The 20251-nt window shown below is 72.8% G+C and carries 14 protein-coding genes and 2 pseudogenes; 12 read left to right on the forward strand and 4 right to left on the reverse strand.

All coding sequences use genetic code 11. The annotated features are described in order from the left end of the window. Positions 1 to 3: 3 nt before the first annotated feature. Together AC38ZX_RS03180 and AC38ZX_RS03185 are read left to right on the forward strand one after the other, a co-directional pair. Positions 4 to 1677, forward strand: a complete 1674-nt coding sequence (locus AC38ZX_RS03180; RefSeq protein WP_426594415.1) for an ABC1 kinase family protein — start codon at positions 4 to 6, stop codon at positions 1675 to 1677. Between the two features lie 57 nt (positions 1678 to 1734). Next, positions 1735 to 2418 carry a methyltransferase family protein gene (locus AC38ZX_RS03185; RefSeq protein ID WP_491296310.1) on the forward strand — a complete coding sequence of 228 codons (684 nt, stop codon included), beginning with the start codon at positions 1735 to 1737 and terminating at the stop codon, positions 2416 to 2418. A gap of 51 nt (positions 2419 to 2469) precedes the next feature. Here the strand turns inward: AC38ZX_RS03185 and AC38ZX_RS03190 are convergent, their stop codons facing one another. Beyond that, positions 2470 to 3255 (reverse strand): maleylpyruvate isomerase family mycothiol-dependent enzyme, encoded by a 786-nt coding sequence (locus tag AC38ZX_RS03190; RefSeq protein ID WP_491296311.1) that lies wholly within the window; start codon positions 3253 to 3255, stop codon positions 2470 to 2472. Between the two features lie 30 nt (positions 3256 to 3285). Next, the gene (locus tag AC38ZX_RS03195; RefSeq protein ID WP_491296312.1) at positions 3286 to 3915 is read right to left on the reverse strand and encodes a TetR/AcrR family transcriptional regulator; all 630 of its coding nucleotides are present in this window, start codon (positions 3913 to 3915) and stop codon (positions 3286 to 3288) included. A gap of 196 nt (positions 3916 to 4111) precedes the next feature. On the opposite strand from AC38ZX_RS03195, the gene AC38ZX_RS03200 reads away from it, so the two are divergent. From AC38ZX_RS03200 to AC38ZX_RS03215, 4 genes and pseudogenes are all read left to right on the forward strand, one after another. Further along, a complete protein-coding gene (locus AC38ZX_RS03200) occupies positions 4112 to 4771 on the forward strand; it encodes a dihydrofolate reductase family protein (RefSeq protein ID WP_491296313.1) in 660 nt (219 codons plus the stop codon). 309 nt (positions 4772 to 5080) lie between these two features. Further along, a pseudogene (locus tag AC38ZX_RS03205) lies at positions 5081 to 7223 on the forward strand (DEAD/DEAH box helicase). A gap of 96 nt (positions 7224 to 7319) precedes the next feature. Continuing rightward, positions 7320 to 8675, forward strand: coding sequence for a GH1 family beta-glucosidase (locus tag AC38ZX_RS03210; protein WP_491296314.1), 1356 nt, complete (start codon positions 7320 to 7322; stop codon positions 8673 to 8675). Further along, positions 8672 to 9922 carry an MFS transporter gene (locus tag AC38ZX_RS03215; RefSeq protein ID WP_491296315.1) on the forward strand — a complete coding sequence of 417 codons (1251 nt, stop codon included), beginning with the start codon at positions 8672 to 8674 and terminating at the stop codon, positions 9920 to 9922. Before AC38ZX_RS03210 ends, AC38ZX_RS03215 begins: the two co-directional genes overlap by 4 nt. Before the next feature lie 23 nt (positions 9923 to 9945). On the opposite strand, the gene AC38ZX_RS03220 is transcribed toward AC38ZX_RS03215, so the two are convergent. Next, positions 9946 to 10275, reverse strand: a complete 330-nt coding sequence (locus tag AC38ZX_RS03220; protein WP_491296316.1) for a hypothetical protein — start codon at positions 10273 to 10275, stop codon at positions 9946 to 9948. Positions 10276 to 10438: 163 nt separating this feature from the next. Then, positions 10439 to 11401: pseudogene (locus tag AC38ZX_RS03225) on the reverse strand (MFS transporter); the annotation flags it as partial. Between the two features lie 48 nt (positions 11402 to 11449). Here AC38ZX_RS03225 and AC38ZX_RS03230 point away from each other — a divergent pair. The 6 genes from AC38ZX_RS03230 to AC38ZX_RS03255 all read left to right on the forward strand — a co-directional run bounded on the left by AC38ZX_RS03230 (position 11450) and on the right by AC38ZX_RS03255 (position 20243). Continuing rightward, positions 11450 to 12064: a TetR/AcrR family transcriptional regulator gene (locus tag AC38ZX_RS03230; RefSeq protein WP_491296317.1), complete on the forward strand. Its 615-nt coding sequence runs from the start codon at positions 11450 to 11452 to the stop codon at positions 12062 to 12064. Positions 12065 to 12133: 69 nt separating this feature from the next. Further along, positions 12134 to 12880: a DinB family protein gene (locus AC38ZX_RS03235; RefSeq protein ID WP_491296319.1), complete on the forward strand. Its 747-nt coding sequence runs from the start codon at positions 12134 to 12136 to the stop codon at positions 12878 to 12880. Between the two features lie 258 nt (positions 12881 to 13138). After that, positions 13139 to 14647 (forward strand): M15 family metallopeptidase, encoded by a 1509-nt coding sequence (locus AC38ZX_RS03240; protein ID WP_491296320.1) that lies wholly within the window; start codon positions 13139 to 13141, stop codon positions 14645 to 14647. Positions 14648 to 14732: 85 nt separating this feature from the next. Then, the gene (locus AC38ZX_RS03245; protein ID WP_491296321.1) at positions 14733 to 17246 is read left to right on the forward strand and encodes a glycoside hydrolase family 5 protein; all 2514 of its coding nucleotides are present in this window, start codon (positions 14733 to 14735) and stop codon (positions 17244 to 17246) included. 75 nt (positions 17247 to 17321) lie between these two features. Continuing rightward, positions 17322 to 18122: an SDR family oxidoreductase gene (locus tag AC38ZX_RS03250; RefSeq protein WP_491296323.1), complete on the forward strand. Its 801-nt coding sequence runs from the start codon at positions 17322 to 17324 to the stop codon at positions 18120 to 18122. A gap of 39 nt (positions 18123 to 18161) precedes the next feature. Continuing rightward, a complete protein-coding gene (locus AC38ZX_RS03255) occupies positions 18162 to 20243 on the forward strand; it encodes a RecQ family ATP-dependent DNA helicase (protein WP_491296324.1) in 2082 nt (693 codons plus the stop codon). The last annotated feature ends 8 nt before the right edge of the window (positions 20244 to 20251 follow it).

Raw genomic sequence — 20251 nt, forward strand, 5'->3', positions numbered from 1 at the left:
GACGTGACGGAGTCCCCTCGACTGCGCGCACGCTACCGACGCATCGTCACCTTCTTCGCGGGGGTGATGGCGAGGTTCATCTTCTGGGAGATCGTGCTGCCCAAGATCGGGCTGCGGCGGTGGTCGGACGGCAACCGGAGCACCCGTAACCGTCACACGGCGGTTCGGTTCCGGGCGCTGGCGCTGTCGATGGGCGGCCTGATGATCAAGGTCGGGCAGTTCCTCTCGGCGCGCCTGGACGTGCTGCCGGCCGAGATCACCGACGAGCTGGCCGGACTGCAGGACGAGGTGCCGCCGGCCGCGTTCGCCGACATCCGGGAACGCGCCGAGGCCGAGCTGGGCCGCACGCTGGCGCAGGCCTTCCTGAGCTTCGACGAGACGCCGCTGGCAGCGGCGTCCCTCGGACAGGCGCACCGAGCCGTGCTCCGGGACGCCGATGCCGTCGAGACCGGCTTCGCCCAGGTCGTCGTGAAGGTGCAGCGGCCGGAGATCGACCAGATCGTCGACGTCGACCTGGCGGCCCTGCGACGGGTGGGCGGGTGGCTGACCCGGTACAAGCCGATCAGCTCCCGCGCCGACGTGCCGGCCCTCGTCGAGGAGTTCGCGACGACCACGCTCGAGGAGCTCGACTACACGGCCGAGGCGCGCAACGCCGAGCATTTCCGCTGGGTGTTCGAGAACGACGACCAGGTGCTGGTGCCGCGGGTGGCCTGGGAACACTCCCGGCTGCGCGTCCTGACGCTCGAGGACGTGTCGGCGATCCGCCTGGGCGACTACGACGCGATCACCGCCGCCGGCATCGACCGCGCGAGGGTGGCCGAGAAGCTGGTCGAGACGTACCTGCAGCAGATCTTCGACGACGGCGTCTTCCACGCCGACCCGCACCCGGGAAACCTCTTCGTGGAGCCGCTGGAGGGAAAGACCGGGGGGTTCCGTCTGACGTTCATCGACTTCGGCATGGTGGGACGGGTGCCCGACACGCTCCGCACGTCGCTGCGCGAGGCGCTGATTGCGGTGGGCACCCAGGACTCGGCCCGCCTGGTCAACGCCTTCACCGCCATGGGTGTCCTGCTGCCCACCGCCGACACCAAGCTCATGGACCTGGCCGTGGCCCAGGTGTTCGACCGCTTCGGCGGCATGGCGATGAGCGACCTGCGCAACATCAGCCAGAAGGAGATGCGGGACATCGGCCTGCAGTTCCGTGAGCTCCTGGTGAGCATGCCGTTCCAGCTGCCGGAGAACCTCCTGCTGCTCGGGCGCACGCTCGCGGTCCTGTCCGGGATGTGCGCGGGGCTGAACCCCGAGTTCAACCTGTGGACCTCGATCACCCCGTACGCCACCAAGCTGGTCTCCGGGGACGAGGGTGGGCTCTGGAAGACGGTCACCTCGGAGGGCACCAAGATCGCGCAGTCGCTGCTGGCCCTGCCGGCGCGCGCCGACCGGATCCTGACCCTCGTCGAACGCGGGGACCTGTCGGTCAGGACGCCGCTGCTCGACCTGCGGGTCCGCCAGCTGGACCGCTCGGTGCAGCGGATCCCCATGGCGATCGTGTTCGCGGCGTTCCTGCTCGCCGGCGCGGTGCTCTTCCCGTCCGAGCCGACGTTGGCCAAGGTGCTGATGGCCGTGTCCGTGCTGCCGTTGATCGGCGCGCTCCGGCGGGGACCGCGGCGACGGTAGGCGCTGACGCGCCGTCGTCGAGAGCCCCGGGGTGCGCCACCACGCGAGTGCGCAGTCGTGGAATCCATCAACCTGCGGCCCCACTGGTTCGACGAGGTTGACGTGGCGCGGATGCCCACCTCGGGCCAGCAGTCGGGAGCGGCTGGGAGACTGCGCCGTGTGACGGCGTACATCCATCAGGCGGCCTGGGCTCGGCTGGTGTTCGGCACCACGGTCGGGGCGTTCATCGTCGGTGAGTTCTCGCAGGCGGTGAAGCGCCGTCGTGGTGCCTCGCGCGTGGACCTGCGAGGCGAAGCCGCGTTCCGTGTCGTGTTCTTCGCCGGCATCCTGATGCTGCCGCTGGGTGCGAGCCTCGCGCCGGGGGCTGTGCTGGAGGGTGCCGGGGTCTTCGTCCTGGGCGCGGTCGTCGGATGGCTCGGTCTGATCCTGCGGTGGTGGTCGTTCGCCACCTTGGGCAGGTACTTCACGATCGTGGTGCAGACCTCGGCGGATCAGGTGGTCGTCAGTCGCGGGCCTTATCGACTTCTGAGACATCCCAGCTACACCGGGCTGCTTGCGGCCCTGGTCGGCGTCGGCCTGATGCTCGGCAACTGGGTAGGCGTGTGCGCGTCCTTCGTCGTGATCCTGCTGGCGCTGATCGCTCGTCTCCGACGAGAGGAGCGCGCCATGATCGACACCCTGGGCGACGCCTACCTCGACTTCGCCAAGCACCGCGCCCGACTGGTCCCCTTCATCTGGTGAACGGCTGACCCGAGCGGGGTCGGCTCAGCCCGCGGGCCCAACCCAGCGGGACTAGAAGAGGATCCGGTGATCGCGCAGCCGACGAGCGACCGTTGCCCGCGGGCGCTCGGCAGCGGCGTCGCCGACGAGCCCGGTCTCGTCCGAGCGCCCCGACAGCAGCCGGAACAGCGACACGCAGTCCACGGTGATCGTCGGAGCGGGGTCGGCTCCACCCACGAGCCAGGTGCCCTCGACTCGACCCGTCAGGACGAGTCGGAACGGTGCTCCGCTCCAGCCTCGCTGGAGGTCACGCACAAGCTGGCCCACGATCGTCGCCTCCGCCCCGCTGTCGTGCATGGCGCGACCCGTGGCGCGAGCGATGTCGACCCGGTGCATCCACACGTCGCGGGTGTAGGTGACGTCGAGCAGGTATCCCAGAGTGTCGCCGGGCAGCGCGGCAGGGTCCGGCAGCGCCCAGCGGCGGACGAGGCCGGGGACCCTGGCTCGCGCCGCCGGTGCCTTCGGCGTCAGTGCGACGAGCTCCGCGACGACCTCGTCGTCCGACGTCGGTGCGCGGTCGGCGATCTGCTGGGCGGTCAGGGCATCCGCGAGCGCCGACCCGCGCAAGCGGGTGCGCGCAGTGACCATGTGCCGCACCAGGACCATCGGATGGACGGCTTCGTCGGCCGCTCCGGTGAGGTGTGCCACGACGTCACGCACCGTCCAGCCTGCGCAGTCGGTGGGGCTACGGAAGTCCTCGGACGTCAGCGCGCGCACATCGTCGATCAGCGCGGACAGCTCCGCCGTGGCGGCGTCGACGGCATCCGCTCGCGACGTCATCTCGACCGTGGCACTCATCGGACCTTCTCTCCTGGGCGGCTACGGGTCCTACCGCGCGGCGTACCTCTGGTGGAACATCTCGGCCAAGGCGGCCAGATGCCGCGAGTGCCTGCCGTCGCTCACCGATGCGGTGGGCTCGTTGGACAGCTGCTGACTGATGACACCGGAGGCAAGGACCGTGAGGGCGCTGGTCATCTCCTCGACGTCGGCCTCGGCGCGCAGCAGGCCCCGGGCCTGCAGGCCGGCCAGCGAGGAGGTGACCGAGGTGAGCGCCTCGACAGCCGGCGCGAACGCCTCCGCCCCTGGCTGCCACCCTGGGATCGGCCGCCAGAACATGAGCTGCGCGACCGGAGCATGCCCGAGCGCCCACCGGACGTAGACGTCCAGACCAGCGTGGATCTCGCGCCTCAGCTCATCGATGCCGGTGAGCCGTCGGAGTCGCTCGTGGTGCGGGGTCATGGCGTCGTTGAGGTCGCGCCAGCCCCCGGCGAACATCTCGTCGCACAACGCCGCCTTGGAGGCGTAGTAGCCGTACAGGCTGGGGGTCTGCATCCCGAGCCGCTTCGCCACCTCGCCGAGGCTGAGCCCCGCCGCGCCTCGCTCGCCCATGACGTCGAGGGCCGTCTCGACGATCTCGGCGCGTGTCCGCTCGCGCCGCTGCGCCACCCGTGTGCTCACGACATAAGTCTTTCCTAAGACCATTAGTTTGTCCATGGGTGGCGCGGTGAGCGTGGGATCAGGCCGCGGTGCGACGGGGCCCGGTCGCAGGCCGTGGTCGTCCACGGCCGCCGTGCACGTCAGGTGCCGTGTGGCAGCATCGTCTGACGTCGCCGCGCGTCGCGGGGGCAACGTCGGAAAGCCGTCAGGAGATGACATGTCCCACGTCCGCGTGCACAACTTCTCGGTCTCGCTCGACGGGTTCGGCACCGGGGAGGGGCAGCAGCTCGACGCGCCGTTCGGTCACGCCGGGTCGCGGCTGATGGAGTGGGCCTTCGAGACGCGCACCTTCCGGGAGATGGGCATCCACGGGGAGTCGGAGGGGTCCTTCGGCGTCGACGAGGCCTTCGCCAGCGGGTGGGGGCCCGGGATCGGCGTCGAGATCATGGGGCGCAACAAGTTCGGACCCCAGCGCGGCCCGTGGACGGACGAGGAGTGGAAGGGCTGGTGGGGCGACGACCCCGTCTTCCACACCCCGGTCGTCGTCCTGACCCACCACCCCCGGCCGGTGCTCGAGATGGACGGCGGGACCACCTTCCACTTCGTCGACGCCGACCCCGCCTCGGCGCTCGAGCAGGCGCGCGCCCTGGCCGGTGACCTGGACGTCCGGATCGGTGGCGGCGTCAGCACCATCCGACAGTTCCTCGAGGCCGACCTGATCGATCGCATGCACATCGTCCTCGTGCCGATCGTCCTGGGCAGGGGCGAGCGGCTCTGGGACGGCCTCGAGGGGCTCGAGGAGCGCTTCGACATCGAGGCGACGCCGTCCCCGTCCGGTGTCGTCCACCTCGTGTTCGCGCGTCGCGACGCGCGGTAACCCGGCGTCGACCGAGCAACATGAGGGCCCGGTGCCGACCCGGGAGGAGCTCGCGGCTGTAGGCTCCAGACTCGTCGGCGATCCGCCGAGCCATGACCCGTTCCCCACGGTGCTCACGGCGGCGCCCGGCGGCGTATGACGATCGGCGTGAGCAGGGGCCGCAGACGACGCGCGGCATGGTGCAGTGACCCGGTGCCCGGCCTCAGCGCCCGGCGCGGGCGGCCTGTCGCGCCGACCGGACGCCCGGCGGCGGTCGTGCCGCGGCGCGCTGTGCCGTGGTCGGGGTGTGGATGCTGCGAAGGAGGAGATGTGGCACGAGCAGGGCAGCGCGGCTCCGGTCGCGCGCGCACCGCTCCCGGCGGCCAGGGCAACCGCGCCCCGCGCCCGAGCGAGCAGGGGATCATCCCGGTGCTCGCGGAGATCGCGCGCGAGGTCGACCGCGCGGTGCAGCGTCCGCCGACCCGCCCTGCCATGCGCACGAAGTTCCAGGTGGTGGCGCTGCTGGTGCGCGAGGAGCGGGCCAGGGTGATGGCCGGCGGCGTGGCGCGACGCGACGAACAGCTGCGACGGCTCGACGGCGTCGCGACGATGCTGGCCCGGACCGCCGCCCGGGACACCTCGCTGCTCGAGCTGCTCGCGGACGATGCCCGGGTCTCTGACGCCGCGCGCGCCTACAAGGCGACCGTGATGCGTTCTGGCGGGCTGGAGCCGCCCGAGGAGCCCGCGCCCGCAGCGCCGGTCGCGCCGGTGTTCTCCGCCGCGCCCCAGGTGGTGCCCCAGTCGGTCATCTCTCGCCGGCTCGCGAATCCGTTCCTCGCGCCGGACTACGAGGCCGCGGCCGAGCGGAGCGCGGCGAAGGCTCGTCGGCTCGCGGGCTGGGAGCTGCTCGAACCGCTGTTCCGGTCCTTCGAGCGGGGCGCCGACGGTTCGCCCGCCTGCATGCGGCTGCCGGAGGCTCGGCCGGTGCGGACCCCGCTGGGCCGCGAGCTGATGCCGCACCAGGCCCAGGTGGTCACGGCGACCGCCGCCGGCCATCGCACGTTCCTGCTCGCCGACGAGCCCGGGCTCGGCAAGACCGCCCAGGCGCTGCTGGCCGCGCAGGCGGCCGACGCGTACCCGCTGCTCGTCGTCGTGCCCAACGTGGTCAAGACGAACTGGGCGCACGAGGTGGGGCTGTGGACGCCGTTCCGCCAGTCCACGGTGGTCCATGGCGACGGCGACCGGGTCGACGGGTTCGCAGACGTCGTCATCGTGAACTACGAGATCCTGGACCGGCACGTCGGCTGGCTGGGCGACTTCGGCTTCCGCGGGATGGTCGTCGACGAGGCGCACTTCATCAAGAACAAGACCTCCCAGCGCTCGCAGAACGTCCTGGCGCTGTCCGAGAAGATCCGCGCCCGCGTGGCCAAGCCGCTGCTCATGGCGCTGACCGGCACCCCGCTGATCAACGACATCGAGGACTTCCGGGCGATCTGGCAGTTCCTCGGGTGGATCGACGACAAGATGCCCGTCGGTTCCCTGATGACGGCTCTCGAGGAGACCGGGCTCACCCCTGCCGAGCCGGAGTTCTACTCCGCCGCGCGCGCCAGCGTCATCGACATGGGCATCGTGCGTCGTCGCAAGGTCGACGTGGTGGCCGACATCCCCGCCCGCCGCGTCGCGGACCTTCCTGTGGAGCTCGACGGTGCGGCGGGTCGCTCGATCCGCGCTGCGGAGGCCGCACTGTCTGCACGGCTTGTCGGGCGCTACCGGTCCGCCGTGGAGTTCCTGACCAGCGGCGGCGCGGTCGTCGACGAGATCGACGTCGACCTGGTGCGCCGGGTGGCGGCCGCGGAGCTCAAGGACTCGAAGCTCGCAGGCCGGTGGCGAGAACGTGTTCACGATGGTCCGTCGGATCGGTCAGGCCAAGGCCGGCCTGGCCGCCGACTACACCGCGCAGCTGGCCCGCAACGTCGGCAAGGTGGTGTTCTTCGCGCGGCACGTCGACGTGATGGACCAGGCCGAGCAGACCTTCGCCGACCGCGGCATCCGGTACGCCTCGATCCGCGGCGACCAGACGACCCGGACCCGCAACAAGAACATCGCGTCGTTCGTCGACGATCCCGACGTGCAGATCGCCGTCTGCTCCCTGATGGCCGCCGGCGTGGGGATCAACCTCCAGGTCGCGTCCAACCTGGTGCTGGCCGAGCTGTCCTGGACCGACGCCGAGCAGACGCAGGCCATCGACCGCATCCACCGGATCGGCCAGGCCGAGCCCGTCACCGCGTGGCGGATCATCGCCGCGCAGACCATCGACTCCAAGATCGCCGAGCTGATCGACAGCAAGTCGGCGCTGGCCGCCCGGGCGCTGGACGGGATCGTCGACGAGGACGGTTCGTCGTCGCTGGACGTTCAGCTCGAGGCGCTGGTCGGGTTGCTGACCGACGCGCTCGCCGCGGAGGGCGTGGGCTGAAGTCGTCGCGCCGGTGCGAGTCGGGGGGCTCGGGTGGTCCTACCCTGCACCCGTGTCATCCAGGAGCAACGGAGAGCTTCGGCGGGAGCAGGAAACGTGAGCAGCACAGTCCAGCGCGCGGTCGGCGGCCTGCCGCCCGGGTTCCTGTTCGGGACGAGCACGGCGTCGTACCAGATCGAGGGTGCGGCGACGGCGGACGGCAAGGGCCCCAGCATCTGGGACACCTTCACCGCCGAGCCCGGTCGGATCGTCGACGGCAGCACCGGCGACGTCGCGTGCGACCACTACCACCGGTGGTCGGAGGATCTCGAGCTGATCCGGCGCCTCGGTGCCGACGGGTACCGGTTCTCGATCGCGTGGCCCCGGGTGCAGCCCTCCGGGTCGGGTCCGGTCAACGAGGCGGGGCTGGCGTTCTACGACCGGCTCGTCGACGGGCTGCTCGAGGCCGGTGTCCAGCCGATGGCGACGCTCTACCACTGGGACCTGCCGCAGGCTCTCGAGGACGGCGGAGGCTGGCTCAGCCGTGACACGGCGCTGCGGTTCGGGGAGTACGCCGCGCTCGTCGCGGACCGGCTCGGCGACCGCGTCGCGCACTGGTGCCCGGTCAACGAACCGAACGTCGTGACGATGAACGGCTACGCCCTGACCGACCTGGCTCCCGCCCGGGGCCTGCTGTTCGACGCACTCCCGGTGGCGCACCACCTGCTGCTCGGTCACGGCCTCGCCGTCCAGGCGTTGCGCGCGGCGTCGGTCTCGGGGCAGATCGGCACGGCCACCAACCACCAGCCGGCGTGGCCGCTCAGCGGCAGCGACGCCGACGTCGCGGCCGCGGCGTTCGTCGACACCCTCTGGAACCGGCTGTTCGCCGACCCTGTCCTGCTCGGCCGCTACCCCGACGAGCTCGCCGCAGCGATGCCGGGCCCGGTGGCCGAGGACCTCGCGCTGATCTCCCAGCCCCTCAACTTCTACGGCCTCAACTACTACAACCCGATCGGGGTACGGGCCGCGCCGGAGGGCTCGCCGGTCCCGTTCGAGAACGGTGAGGTCGGCGGCTACCCGACCACCGGCTTCGGCTGGCCGATCGTCCCCGCGGGGCTCACGGAGCTGCTGACGGATTTCACGGCCCGGTACCCCGGCCTGCCGCCCATCATCCTCACGGAGAACGGCTGCTCCTTCGACACGGGTCCCGACGACGACGGGGTCGTCGACGACCAGGCCCGGATCGACTACCTCGACGCCCACCTGCGCGCCGTCGCGGACGCGATCGCCGCCGGCGCCGACGTGCGGGGCTACTACTGCTGGTCGCTCATGGACAACTTCGAGTGGGCCGACGGGTACACGCAGCGGTTCGGGCTGGTGCACGTCGACTTCGACACCCTCGTGCGGACCCCGAAGCGCTCGTTCGACTGGTACGCCGACGTGGTCCGCGCGTACCGCGCAGGCACCGCGTGACCGCGCCGACCCTCCCGCGCGCCCTCGCGGAGCCGACGGAGCGCGTCCCGACCCGATGGGTCCTGTGGGTCGTCCTGGCGAGCGTGGGGCTCTGGTCGGGGTTCTTCGGACCGATCCAGGTGCTCCTCGCGCAGCAGGCCGAAGCCATCTCGCCCGACCACAAGGAGGCCGTGCTCGCCCTGGTGACCGGTGTCGGCGCTGCCGTCTCGATGGTGCTCAACCCCGTCTGGGGCGCGTTCTCCGACCGGACGACCCTGCGCGTCGGCCGCCGGATGCCGTGGGTGGTCGGCGGTGCCGCGGGTGGCGTGGTCGCGATGGTGGTGCTGGCGAACGCCCACACGGTGTGGGTCATGGTGGCGGGGTGGGCGCTCGCGCAGGCCGGGCTCAACGCCATGCTCGCGGCGATCACCGCGACGGTCCCGGACCAGGTGCCGGGCAAGGACCGCGGCACGGTCGGCGGCGCCATCGCGATCGCGCAGACCATCGGCGTGGTCGTCGGTTCCGGCATCGCGGCGGCCACCGGCAGCATCGCCGCGGGCTACCTGACGGTCGCCGTCGTCCTGCTCGTCACGACGCTCCCGTACGCGCTGGACTCCCGCGACGTGCCCCTGCCGCCCGAGCTGCGACCGCCCTTCGCGTGGGGCGCGTTCTGGCGGAGCTTCTGGGTCTCGCCCCGGCTCCACCCCGACTTCGGCTGGGCCTGGTTCACGCGCTTCCTGATGAACCTCGGCAACGCGTTCCTCATCCTCTACCTGCTCTACTACCTGAAGGACGACGTCGGCCTGTCGGACAAGGCCGCCGAGGACAACGTGTTCACCCTCACGGCCGTGTACGGGCTGTTCACCCTGCTCACCGCGCTGGGCGCCGGCTACTGGTCCGACCGCGTCGGCCGGCGCAAGGTGTTCGTCATCTGGTCCGGCCTGATCACGGCCGCGTCGCTCCTGCTCTTCGCGCTCGTGCCCACGCTCCCCGCGGCCTACGTGGCAGCCGTGATCCAGGGGATCGGGTTCGGCGCGTACACCGCCGTCGACTTCGCGCTCATCACCCAGGTCCTGCCGGGCGCCCGCGACCGCGGCAAGGACCTCGGCGTCATCAACATCGCCAACGCGCTGCCCCAGGTGCTGGCGCCGGCGCTCGCGGCCGGCGTCCTTGCCGTCGGCCTCGGGTACGTCGGCCTCTACGTCCTGGCCGCGGCCGTGAGCGTCCTCGGTTCCGTGCTCGTGGTCCGGATCAGGTCGCTCGACTGACCAGGTCGGCGACGAGGGCTTCCTCAGACGGCGGCCGGGACCGCCTCGTCGACGGCCGCCGGTGCGCGGCGGGCGCGGACGAACCCCCAGCCGACGAGCACAGCGGCGACGGCGGTGAGCACGAGGCCTGCGAGGGTGGTCGCCTGCTGGAACTGGGCGCTCTGCTGCGCTGTCCACTCGGACCGGGCGATGTCGCCCGTGAACAGCGCGGCCAGGATGGTGCCGGTGACGGCGATGCCGATGCCCGAGGCGACCTCGGTCGCGGTGTCGGTGAGGGCCGCGCCGATGGTGGTCCGGTTCGCCGGCAGGCCGTTGAGCACGTTGACGCCCGCGACGACTCCGACCACGCGCATCCCGGCCGACACGAGGACCAGCGCCGCGGCGACCCAGACGTAGCCGAGGCTGCCCAGCAGCGCGTAGACGGCCAGACCGGCGACGATCGCGACGGCTCAGCCACGCGGCGCGACTCAGCCCGACGCGCTGCACGAACGGGCCGATGAATGGGCCGGCGGCGACCAGGACGATCACCTGCGGGAGCATGCCGATGGCGGCCAGCGCGGGCGACCAGCCCCAGGCGAGCTGCAGCTGCAGCGTCACCAGGTAGCCGAGGCCGGCGGTCGCCAGCCCCGCGGCGGCCTTGAACGCCAGGCCGCTGGACACCAGGGGTCGGGCGACGAGCGCCAGGTCGAGCAGCGGGTGGGCCGTCGAGCGCTCGCGCCGGACGAAGGCCAGCGCCGCGACAAAGGCCCCGGCCGTGACGGCCCACGGGAGCCAGGAGCCGGCACCCTCGTCGACGAACAGCGTCGGCGCGACCAGGGCGAGCACGATCGTGACCGTGCCCAGCACGGCGCCGGGGATGTCGGCGGGGTCGCCGTGCAGGTCGGCGGGGTCGTCGGCGGCGATGCCCCACCGGATGCCCAGGATCGCGAGCGCGGCGATCGGCACGTTGACCAGCAGCAGGACCTGCCACGGGACGACGGACAGCGCGAGGCCGCCGACGGCCGGGCCGATGGCGAGACCGACCAGGCCCACGGTGGTGATGAGCGTGAGCGCCCGGACCCGCAGGCCGTCGTCGTCGAAGAGCCGGAAGGCCAGTGCCATGGACCCGGGCGTGGTCATCGCGGCCGCGACGCCCATCGCGACGCGGACGGCGATGAGCTGCCCGGCGGTGTCGACGAAGGCCGTGGCGAGGCTCGCGACCGCGAGCAGGACCAGTCCGACGAGCATGACCCGACGCCGGCCGACGCGGTCGGCGAGCGCGCCGAAGGCGAGCATCAGCCCGCCGAACGTGACCGCGTACGCGCCCGTCACCCACTGCAGGCCGGTGGTCGAGGCGTGCAGCTCGCGCCCGATCGTGGGCAGCGCGACGTTCAGGATCGAGTTGTCGAGCATCTCGAACAGGAACACGGCGGAGAGTCCGGCCAGGGCGACCCGGGCCTCGCGCAATGATCGGGGGAAGCTGACGGTGGTGGGCGGCATGCCACTAGATTAACTGACTAAGTTTAGTTACACAAGAGAGTGGGGCGCATGGCCAGGAGCAGCGAGCGTGGGGGGCCGCAGACGCGTGCGCGGATCGCGGAGGTGGCGGCTGCCCTGTTCCTCGAGCGGGGTTACGACGCGGTCACGGTCGCGGAGATCGCCCGGGAGGCCGGCGTCTCGAGCGTGACGGTGTTCAACCACTTCCCGCGCAAGGAGGACCTGTTCCTGGACCGCTCGGACGACGCCGACGCACTCCTGCGCTCGGCGGTGCGCGACCGCGGCGAGGGCGTCGACGTCCTGACGTCCCTGCGCGGGGTGGCCTCCACGCTCGTCGACGAGCGGCACCCGCTGTCCGGCCTCGACCCGCGGTCGGTCCCCTTCTTCCGGACCGTCGCCGGATCGCCCGCGCTGCGCGCCCGCGCCAGGGAGATCGCCGCCGACCTGCAGCGTTCGCTCGCCGAGGCGATCGAGGACGACCCCACGTTCGAGGGCGACGGCATGCTGTTCGCGGCGTTCTTCGTCGCCGGCTACGGCACCGTCCTGGTGGAGACCGCGCGCCGGCTCATGGCGGGCGACGACGAGACCGGCGTGCTGGCCGACCACCGCGCGCGCCTCGACCGGCTGTTCGACGCCCTCGCCGGCGGAGTCGCCCCGTCACCGTGAGCCCTGCCGCTCGCGTGGCCCGCGTCGGTGGTCGCTGGAACGATGACGGGACCCGGCCCAGGAGGAGCCATGCCCCGCTTCACGCAGGACGACCAGCTGCAGGGCGCCGAGTTCGTCGGCGTGAACCTGCGCGACGCGCGGTTCGTCGAGTCCGACCTGTCCGGCGTCGTGATGCGGGGGGTCGATGCCGCGAACGCCGACATCGACGCACCCTGGATCGCTGACGAGGGCAGCTCCTTCTGGATCAACGGGGTGGACGTGGCCCCGCTGGTCGAGGCCGAGCTCGACCGCCGGTTCCCGGGTCGTTCGCAGCGCCGGGCGGCAGACCCGGACGGCCTGCGCGCGGCCTGGGAGGTCCTGCAGGACGCGTGGGCGGCCACGCTCGAGCGGGTCGCGACGATGCCGGCGGGCACCGTCGACGTGTCGGTGGGCGGCGAGTGGTCGTTCGCGCAGACGCTGCGGCACCTGGTGCACGCCACCGACGTGTGGCTGGGCAAGGCGGTCCGCGAGCGCACCGAGCCGTTCCACCCGATCGGTCAGCCCGACTCGTCCGCGCGCGACGCCGTGGTCGACCGGCCGATGCCGTCGTACGACGAGGTCCTCGAGGTCCGCGCGGGCCGCGTCGCGATGGTCCGCGACTTCCTCGCGACCGTCACGCCGGAGCAGCTCGACGCCGAGCGGCGCAACCCGCACGCCCCGCAGGTCACGGAGACCGTCCGGCACTGCCTCCACGTCATCCTCGAGGAGGAGTGGGAGCACCGGCGCTTCGCCCTGCGTGACCTCGACCTGATCGCGGCGACCACCGAGCACGGGTGAAATCGGACATCGTTCACCTCGCCGTCGTCCGCGGCTCACGCCCTGTTCGCCGCGGTCCGCGAGCCTCGCTCGAGTCGCCGCGAGGCGGGGTGCGACGACGCTGCCAGTCGACGTGCGGCGCCGGCAGTGACATTGTCGACTGACGGAATTCTGCAGAGGGGCGTAGTGCCGGCACCACGGTGGACGAGACGAGCGCGGCACCGAGCGCGCCCGGTTCCCGGTGGGTGGCGCGCACGGCCCGGCGCGATCGGCTCCTCCGTGACGTTCCTGGCGGTGCTCCTGGCCGCCGTCTCATTCGCTCCGGCGGCCTCGGTGGGCGTGCCGACACCGCACGAGCACGCGGTGGCCAGCCGTCCGATCACCGACAAGCAGGTCCCGCCCGAGCCGACGAGCGCGGCGTACCGGGCCGCCCTGGTGCGCCTCGGCGTGCGGGTGACGGCGATCGAGGCGGCCACCGTCACCCTCGTCGGAACCCCGCCGGAGACGACCGAGCCGAGTGCCACCGACCCGACCGTCGCCGGTCCGACCGGCACCGATCCGAGCGCTGTCCCGACCCCCACGGATCCGACCACCGTCCCGACCCCGACCGAGCCGCCCTCCATCGACGTGACCGATCTGGTCGCACAGGTGGTGGAGCCGCCGCCGACGACCGGGTCGGCACTGACCGTCGAGCAGCTGCCTCCCCGGGTGGTGGACGCTCGCCAGCAGGTCGACGGCGGTGACCTCTCGGCCGCGTCCAAGGTGGTCAAGGGCGTCGAGACGGACGTGCTCCTGGTCGCCCTCGACCTCGCCGACCAGTCCGCGCAGAACGCGGCGCTGGCCCGGCTCCTCGTCGGCACCGACCCTCACGTCGCCGCCCTCGACGCGGCCGTCGCGGCCACGCACGCGTCCGCCGACGGCCGCGACGTCGTCGCCACGGCCACGTATGCCGCGCAGGCTCGGGACGCCGCAGACGGCATCACGCTCGCCGCCCAGCAGGCGTTCACCACCGCCGACGACGCGACGAAGGCCGCGATCCTCCTGGCGGACCAGCAGGCCCGTTCGACCGACGGCTACACCAACGGCAACATCCCGCTCGACGTGCTCTGCGTGCTCTCGTTCGCCCCCCAGCAGCACTTGCGCTGCGACGCGGCCGCGGCGTTGGAGCGGATGAACGTGGCCTACCGCCAGGCGTTCGGTCACGACATGGTGATCTCCGACTCCTACCGCAGCCTCGTCGACCAGGTGCTCACCAAGGCCGCCAAGGGCGGGCTGGCCGCGGAGCCCGGTACGTCGAACCACGGCTGGGGCCTCGCGATCGACGTCGGCGACGGGGTCGACAGCTACGGGTCCGCGCAGTATGCGTGGCTGAAGGTCAACGCCGTGCTCTTCGGCTGGCACCACCCCACGTACATGGACCAGGGCGGTCGCGGGCCGCACGAGCCGTGGCACTGGGAGTTCGGCACGACGGACGACCGCGGGACGGGCACGTCGACACCGATCACGGTCGATGGTCAGCCGAACACCGCAACCCCGGCGGCGCCCGTCGACCCCGTCGCCGAGCAGCCGACCCCGTCGCCGAGCCCGACGCCCGACCCGACGCCGACACCGACGGCGTCGCCGACGCCCGATCCGACCCCAACCCCGACGCCAACGACGACCCCGTCGCCCACCCCGAGCGACCAGCCGACCCCGAGCGAGCCGGCGACGCCGACCCCGTCCCCGGGTCCCACGGACACCCCGACGACGGAGCCCAGCCCGACCGAGCCGGTCGCGCCGACCCCCTGACCGCGGCGCGCGACGGCTCGTCCAGCGGCCGATCGGGTGACTTGGACGTGCGTTCAGGTTTCTGCCGTTAGGCTTCGCGCTCACCATGGCTGACCAGACGACGACGTCCTCGCGCCGGTGGCGCACACTGCTGCGCCGCCCGGAGGTCCGAGCGTCCGCCTTCGCCGGCGCGACCGTCCTGCTGCTGGTCGTGGTGCTGGCGGTGGTCGATCCGACCGGCCTGCTCGCGCCCGTTGGTGGGGCCGGGATGCCGGTCCTGCGGTTCGGCGGCGTCTACCAGTGGGCCCCGCTGCTGGTCGGGCTTCCGGTCCTGCTCGTCGCCACGATGCTGCCGGTGCTCCTGGTCGGGCGCGGCCCTGTGCGACGCCGGTTCCTGTTCGGGGTCACGTGGGCGAGCGTCGTCGGGGCCGTCGCGCTCGCCGCGGCCGCGACCGGGTTCGCCGCCGCCCTGCCGCTGGTGGGCCCGCACCTGAGCTTCACCTCCGCGCTCACGTTCGCCGTGTCGACGAGCGGCTTCGCCGGGCTCAAGGGTCTGGTCGCCGGGCCGCTGGTCGGTCTCGCGGCGGCGCTCGCGTACGGGAGTCGGCACGCCGAACGGGTCACGACGAAGACGGCGTGGGGCAGCGGGTTCGTCATCGCCGTCATGGTCGTCGTCGTCGCCCTGGCCGCGATCGGCAGCACGTCGTGGCGCGGCGGACCGACGGGCTACGCGTTCGCCGGACCCCTGCCCGCGCCCACCAGCACCGCCAGCGCGCTCGGCGCGGTCGCCGGGCTGCTCGTGTTCCTCGGCCTGTTCACGATCACCGTCCGGGCGGCGCTGCGCCGGCTTCCCGACGAGGCCGCACTGGCCGCCTGGCTCGGCGCGATCGTCGGCGGGCTGGGCCTCGGGGTGCTCGGGGCCGTGGTCGGCGCCGCGACCGGGCACCTCGACCACGCCGGGCCGGACAGCTGGTTCCTGGCGACCACCCTGCTCGCCCTCGCCGCGGGGATCGGCTTCGGGGTCGGCGTCGGGCTGGTCGCCGCCGTGGTCACCGGCATCACCTGGCGCTGGCGCGCGCGGGTCTCGCGCGTGCCCGCCTGGGCCGTCGTCGGAACGGCCGTGGTGGTGCTCGTCGTCCCGCTCGTCGTGCCGACGCCCCCTCCGGGACCGCCGGCCACCACCCCCGTCGCCGCGAGCGGTGGGATGGAGCGCCTGCACCTGCTGCCCGCCCGCGACGAGGGCGGCCTGCCTGTCATCGGCGACGTCACCGGGCGGCGGGTGCTCCTGCGGGGCGTCAACGTGAACCAGCTCATCGACTACTACCTGCGCGACCCCGCGGTCCCGGCGACGTCGCCGCCCACCGACCAGGACTTCGCGCAGATCGCGGCCCTGGGCTTCAACGTGGTGCGGCTCGGCATGTCCTGGTCGCGGCTGGAGCCGACCCGGGGAGCGTTCGACCAGGACTACCTCGACCAGGTCGAGGCCACGGTCGCGCTGGCCAAGAAGCACGGCGTCTACACCGTGCTCGACCTGCACGAGGACGCCTGGGGCAATGCGCTGGCCCGGCCCGACGCGCACTGCGGGGGCGGGACCTCGCCGACGACCGGGTGGGACGGCGCCCCGGCGTGGGCGACGCTCACCGACGGCGCCGCGTACTGCCAGTTCATGGCACGCGACCTGTCGCCGGCCGTCGCGACGGCGTTCAGCAACTTCTACACCGACCGCGACGGCATCCAGGCCGAGCTGGTCACGACGTGGGCCACGGTCGCCGCGGCCTTCGCCGACGAGCCCGCGGTCGCGGGCTACGACCTGCTCAACGAGCCGGGCATCGGCGCTGACCCGCCGGTCAGCAGCGGCCTCCTCCTGGGTCGCTACTACGCCGCCGCCATCTCGGCGATCCGCGCCGCCGAGAAGCCCGGGTTCACGCACCTGGTGTTCTTCGAGCCGAGCGTGCTGTGGTCGGGGCTCGGCTTCGACGTGACGCCGCCGCCGGGGTTCACCTCCGACACGCAGCTCGTCTTCGCCCCGCACCCGTACAGCGAGTCGATCACCCTCGACCAGAGCCTCGGCCTGACGATCGCCTCGATCGAGCGGAACCTGACGATGTCCGCGCAGGCCGCGCGTTCGTACGGTGCGGCGCTGTGGCTGGGGGAGTGGGGCTGGTTCGGCGACCCGTCCGTCGACGGCGCGAAGGTGCAGCGCTTCGTCGCCGCGCAGGACCGGCTCGGCGTCGGAGGTGCGTTCTGGGTGTGGCGGCAGGGCTGCGGATCACCGGAAACCGACGCCGACGCCGAGCGCTCCGGCAACCTGGTCTCGGTCGACTGCGCGACGGGTGCCTCGACCCCGCCGCCGGCGGGGTTCGCCGAGCCGTTGAGCCGGGCGTACCCGCAGGCGTTCCCGGGGCGGCTCGACTCGCTGACCTCGGGCGGTGCGGACCTCTCGTTCGCCGCGTCCGTCGACGACCCCGCCGCCAGCTGCCGGCTCGAGATCTGGGTGCCGGGCGAGGCCACGCCCGTGCTGAGCACGACCGGCGTCACCGACGCGACCGCGACGAAGGTCGAGGGCGGCTGGCGCGTGACGGGCTGCGCCACGGGCAGCTACACGGTGACGATCACGTAGCAGCAGGGCGGTCCGACGCGCGCGACGCGCCGAGGCGAGCCACAGTGGTCTCAACTCGGAGCGAAGGAGCCAAGGGTGCGCACGGTGGTCGTCACGGGTGCCGCGTCCGGGATCGGGCGGGCCACGGCGGCGCTGCTCGAGTCTCGCGGAGAACGCGTGATCGGGGTGGACCTGCACGGGAGCGATGTCGTCGTCGACCTCAGCACGCCGACCGGCCGGGCGGACCTGGTGCGGCGCGTGGGTGAGCTGAGCGGCGGCACCGTCGACGCGGTCGCCGCGATCGCCGGCCTGGCCAACACCGGGGTGCCGGACGTCGCCGTCAACTACTTCGGTGCGCTCGCCACCCTCGAGGGCCTGCGCCCGTTGCTCGCCGGCTCACCGTCGCCCCGCGCCGTCGTGACCTCGTCGGTGGCCAGCCTGCTGCCGCACGACGACGCGCTGGTGGACCGGTGCCTGGCGAACGACGAGACCGGCGCGCTCGACCGCGCTCAGACGCTGGTGGACACCGGCCACGGCGGCCGGATCTACAACAGCACCAAGGTGGCCGTCAGCCGGTGGGTGCGGCGGTCGGCCGCGACCGAGGACTGGGCCGGTGCGGGCATCCCGCTGAACGCCGTCGGCCCGGGCATCGTCCGGACGCCGATGATGGCGGACATGCTGGCGACGCCCGAGAAGCGGGCCGGGATGGCGTCGATGATCCCGATGCCGCTGCGGGGGTTCATGGAGCCGTCCACACCCGCCGCGCTCCTCGCCTGGCTGGTCGGCGAGGAGAACACGCACCTGTGCGGGCAGGTCATCTTCATCGACGGCGGGTCGGACGTCGTGCTGCGCGGCGACTCGACCTGGTGGGCGTCCCGGATCTCCACCTGGGGATGACGGGCACGGGATGTCCCCGCCGGCTGGCAGGCTGGCGGGGTGACGGCTTCCACCTACGACGAGGCGCTGACGGTCCTGCGGCGCCTCGTCGGCAATCCCGCGGCCACGTTCCACGACGGGCAGTTCGAGGCGATCGAGCAGCTCGTCGACGAGCATCGCCGGGCGCTGGTGGTGCAGCGCACCGGCTGGGGCAAGTCGGCGGTGTACTTCGTCGCGACGATGCTGCTGCGCACCCGGGGAGCCGGGCCGACCGTGCTGGTGTCGCCGTTGCTCGCGCTCATGCGCGACCAGGTAGCGGCCGCGGAACGAGCCGGTGTCCGCGCCGTCGCGATCAACTCGACCAACGCGCACGAGGGGGACTCGTTGCTGGCGTCGCTGGCGGCCGACGAGGTCGACGTGCTGCTCGTCTCGCCGGAGCGGCTGAACAACCCGGCGTTCCGCGAGACCCAGCTGCCCGCGCTGGTCGAGCGGCTCGGGATGCTGGTGGTCGACGAGGCGCACTGCATCAGCGACTGGGGCCACGACTTCCGCCCGGACTACCGCCGCCTGCGCGACCTCATCGCCGCGATCCCGCCCGACGTCCCGGTCCTGGCGACGACGGCCACCGCGAACGCCCGGGTCGTCGCCGACGTCGCCGAGCAGCTCGGCGGGTCGTCGGTCCTGACCATCCGCGGCCCCCTGGCTCGGTCCTCGCTGCGGCTCGGCGTGCTCCGGCTTCCTGACGCCAAGACCCGGCTCGGCTGGCTGCTCGGGCACCTGGCCGAGCTGCCCGGCTCGGGCATCATCTACACGCTCACGGTGTCGGCGGCCGAGGACACCGCCCGCCTGCTGCGCGAGGCGGGTCACGACGTGCGTGCGTACACCGGCCAGACGGATCCGGGGGAGCGCGAGGGCCTGGAGTCGGCCCTGAAGGCCAACGAGGTCAAGGCCCTGGTCGCCACGAGCGCGCTCGGCATGGGGTTCGACAAGCCCGACCTCGGCTTCGTCCTGCACCTCGGCGCGCCCTCGTCGCCGGTCGCCTACTACCAGCAGGTCGGCCGCGCCGGCCGCGCCACCGCCTCCGCCGACGTGCTCCTGCTCCCCGGCCCCGAGGACCGCGACATCTGGCAGTACTTCGCGACGGCGTCGATGCCGTCACAGGACCGGGCGTCGCGCGTGCTGCGGGAGCTGGCCGACGGCTCGGTGCTCTCGACGCCCGCGCTGGAGGCCCTGGTCAACGTCCGCCGCACCCAGCTCGAGCTGCTGCTCAAGGTGCTCGACGTCGACGGCGCCGTCCGTCGGGTGCGCGGCGGCTGGGAGTCGACGGGCCGGCCCTGGACCTACGACGCGTCGCGGTACGAGCGCATCGCCGCCGCTCGCACCGCCGAGCAGCAGCACATGATCGAGTACGAGCGTACCGACGGGTGCCGCATGGAGTTCCTGCAGCGCTCCCTCGACGACGACACCGCGGTCCCGTGCGGCCGCTGCGACTCGTGCGCGGGCGCCTGGTACCCGGTCGACGTGACGTCGACCGCCTCGGAGTCCGCTGCCCGCGGGATCGATCGGGTCGGCGTCGCCGTCGAGCCGCGCGCCCAGTGGCCGGTGGGGGTCGAACGCCTGGGTGTCCGCGGCCGCATCCCGATGGACGAGCGCGCCGCCGAGGGCCGCGCCCTCGCACGCCTGACCGACCTGGGGTGGGGCAACACCCTGCGCGAGATCTTCGCGCCGGGTGCCGCAGACGCTCCGATCACCCCGGCCCTGCTCGCCGCGTGCGTCCGCGTGCTCGCGGAGTGGGGCTGGGAGGAACGCCCCACCTCGGTGGTCGCGATGCCCGCGCGTCGTCGCCCGCTCCTGGTCGCCTCCCTCGCCCGGGGCCTCGCCGAGGTCGGCCGCCTGCCCTACGCGGGTGCCCTGTCCTACGTCGACGGCGGCCCCACCGGCGAGCCGGGCGGCAGCAGCGCCTTCCGGCTGGCGGCCGTCTGGCAACGGTTCGACGCGTCACCGTTGGCGCTCCCGCCCGGGCCGGTGCTGCTCGTCGACGACCTGGTGGACAGCCGTTGGACGATGACGGTCGCCGCGCGTGCCGTCAGGTCGAGCGGTGCCTCCGCGGTCCTGCCCTTCGCGCTCGCGCTGCGCAGCTGATCGTCGAC

The sequence above is a fragment of the Cellulomonas sp. McL0606 genome, from assembly GCF_058248365.1.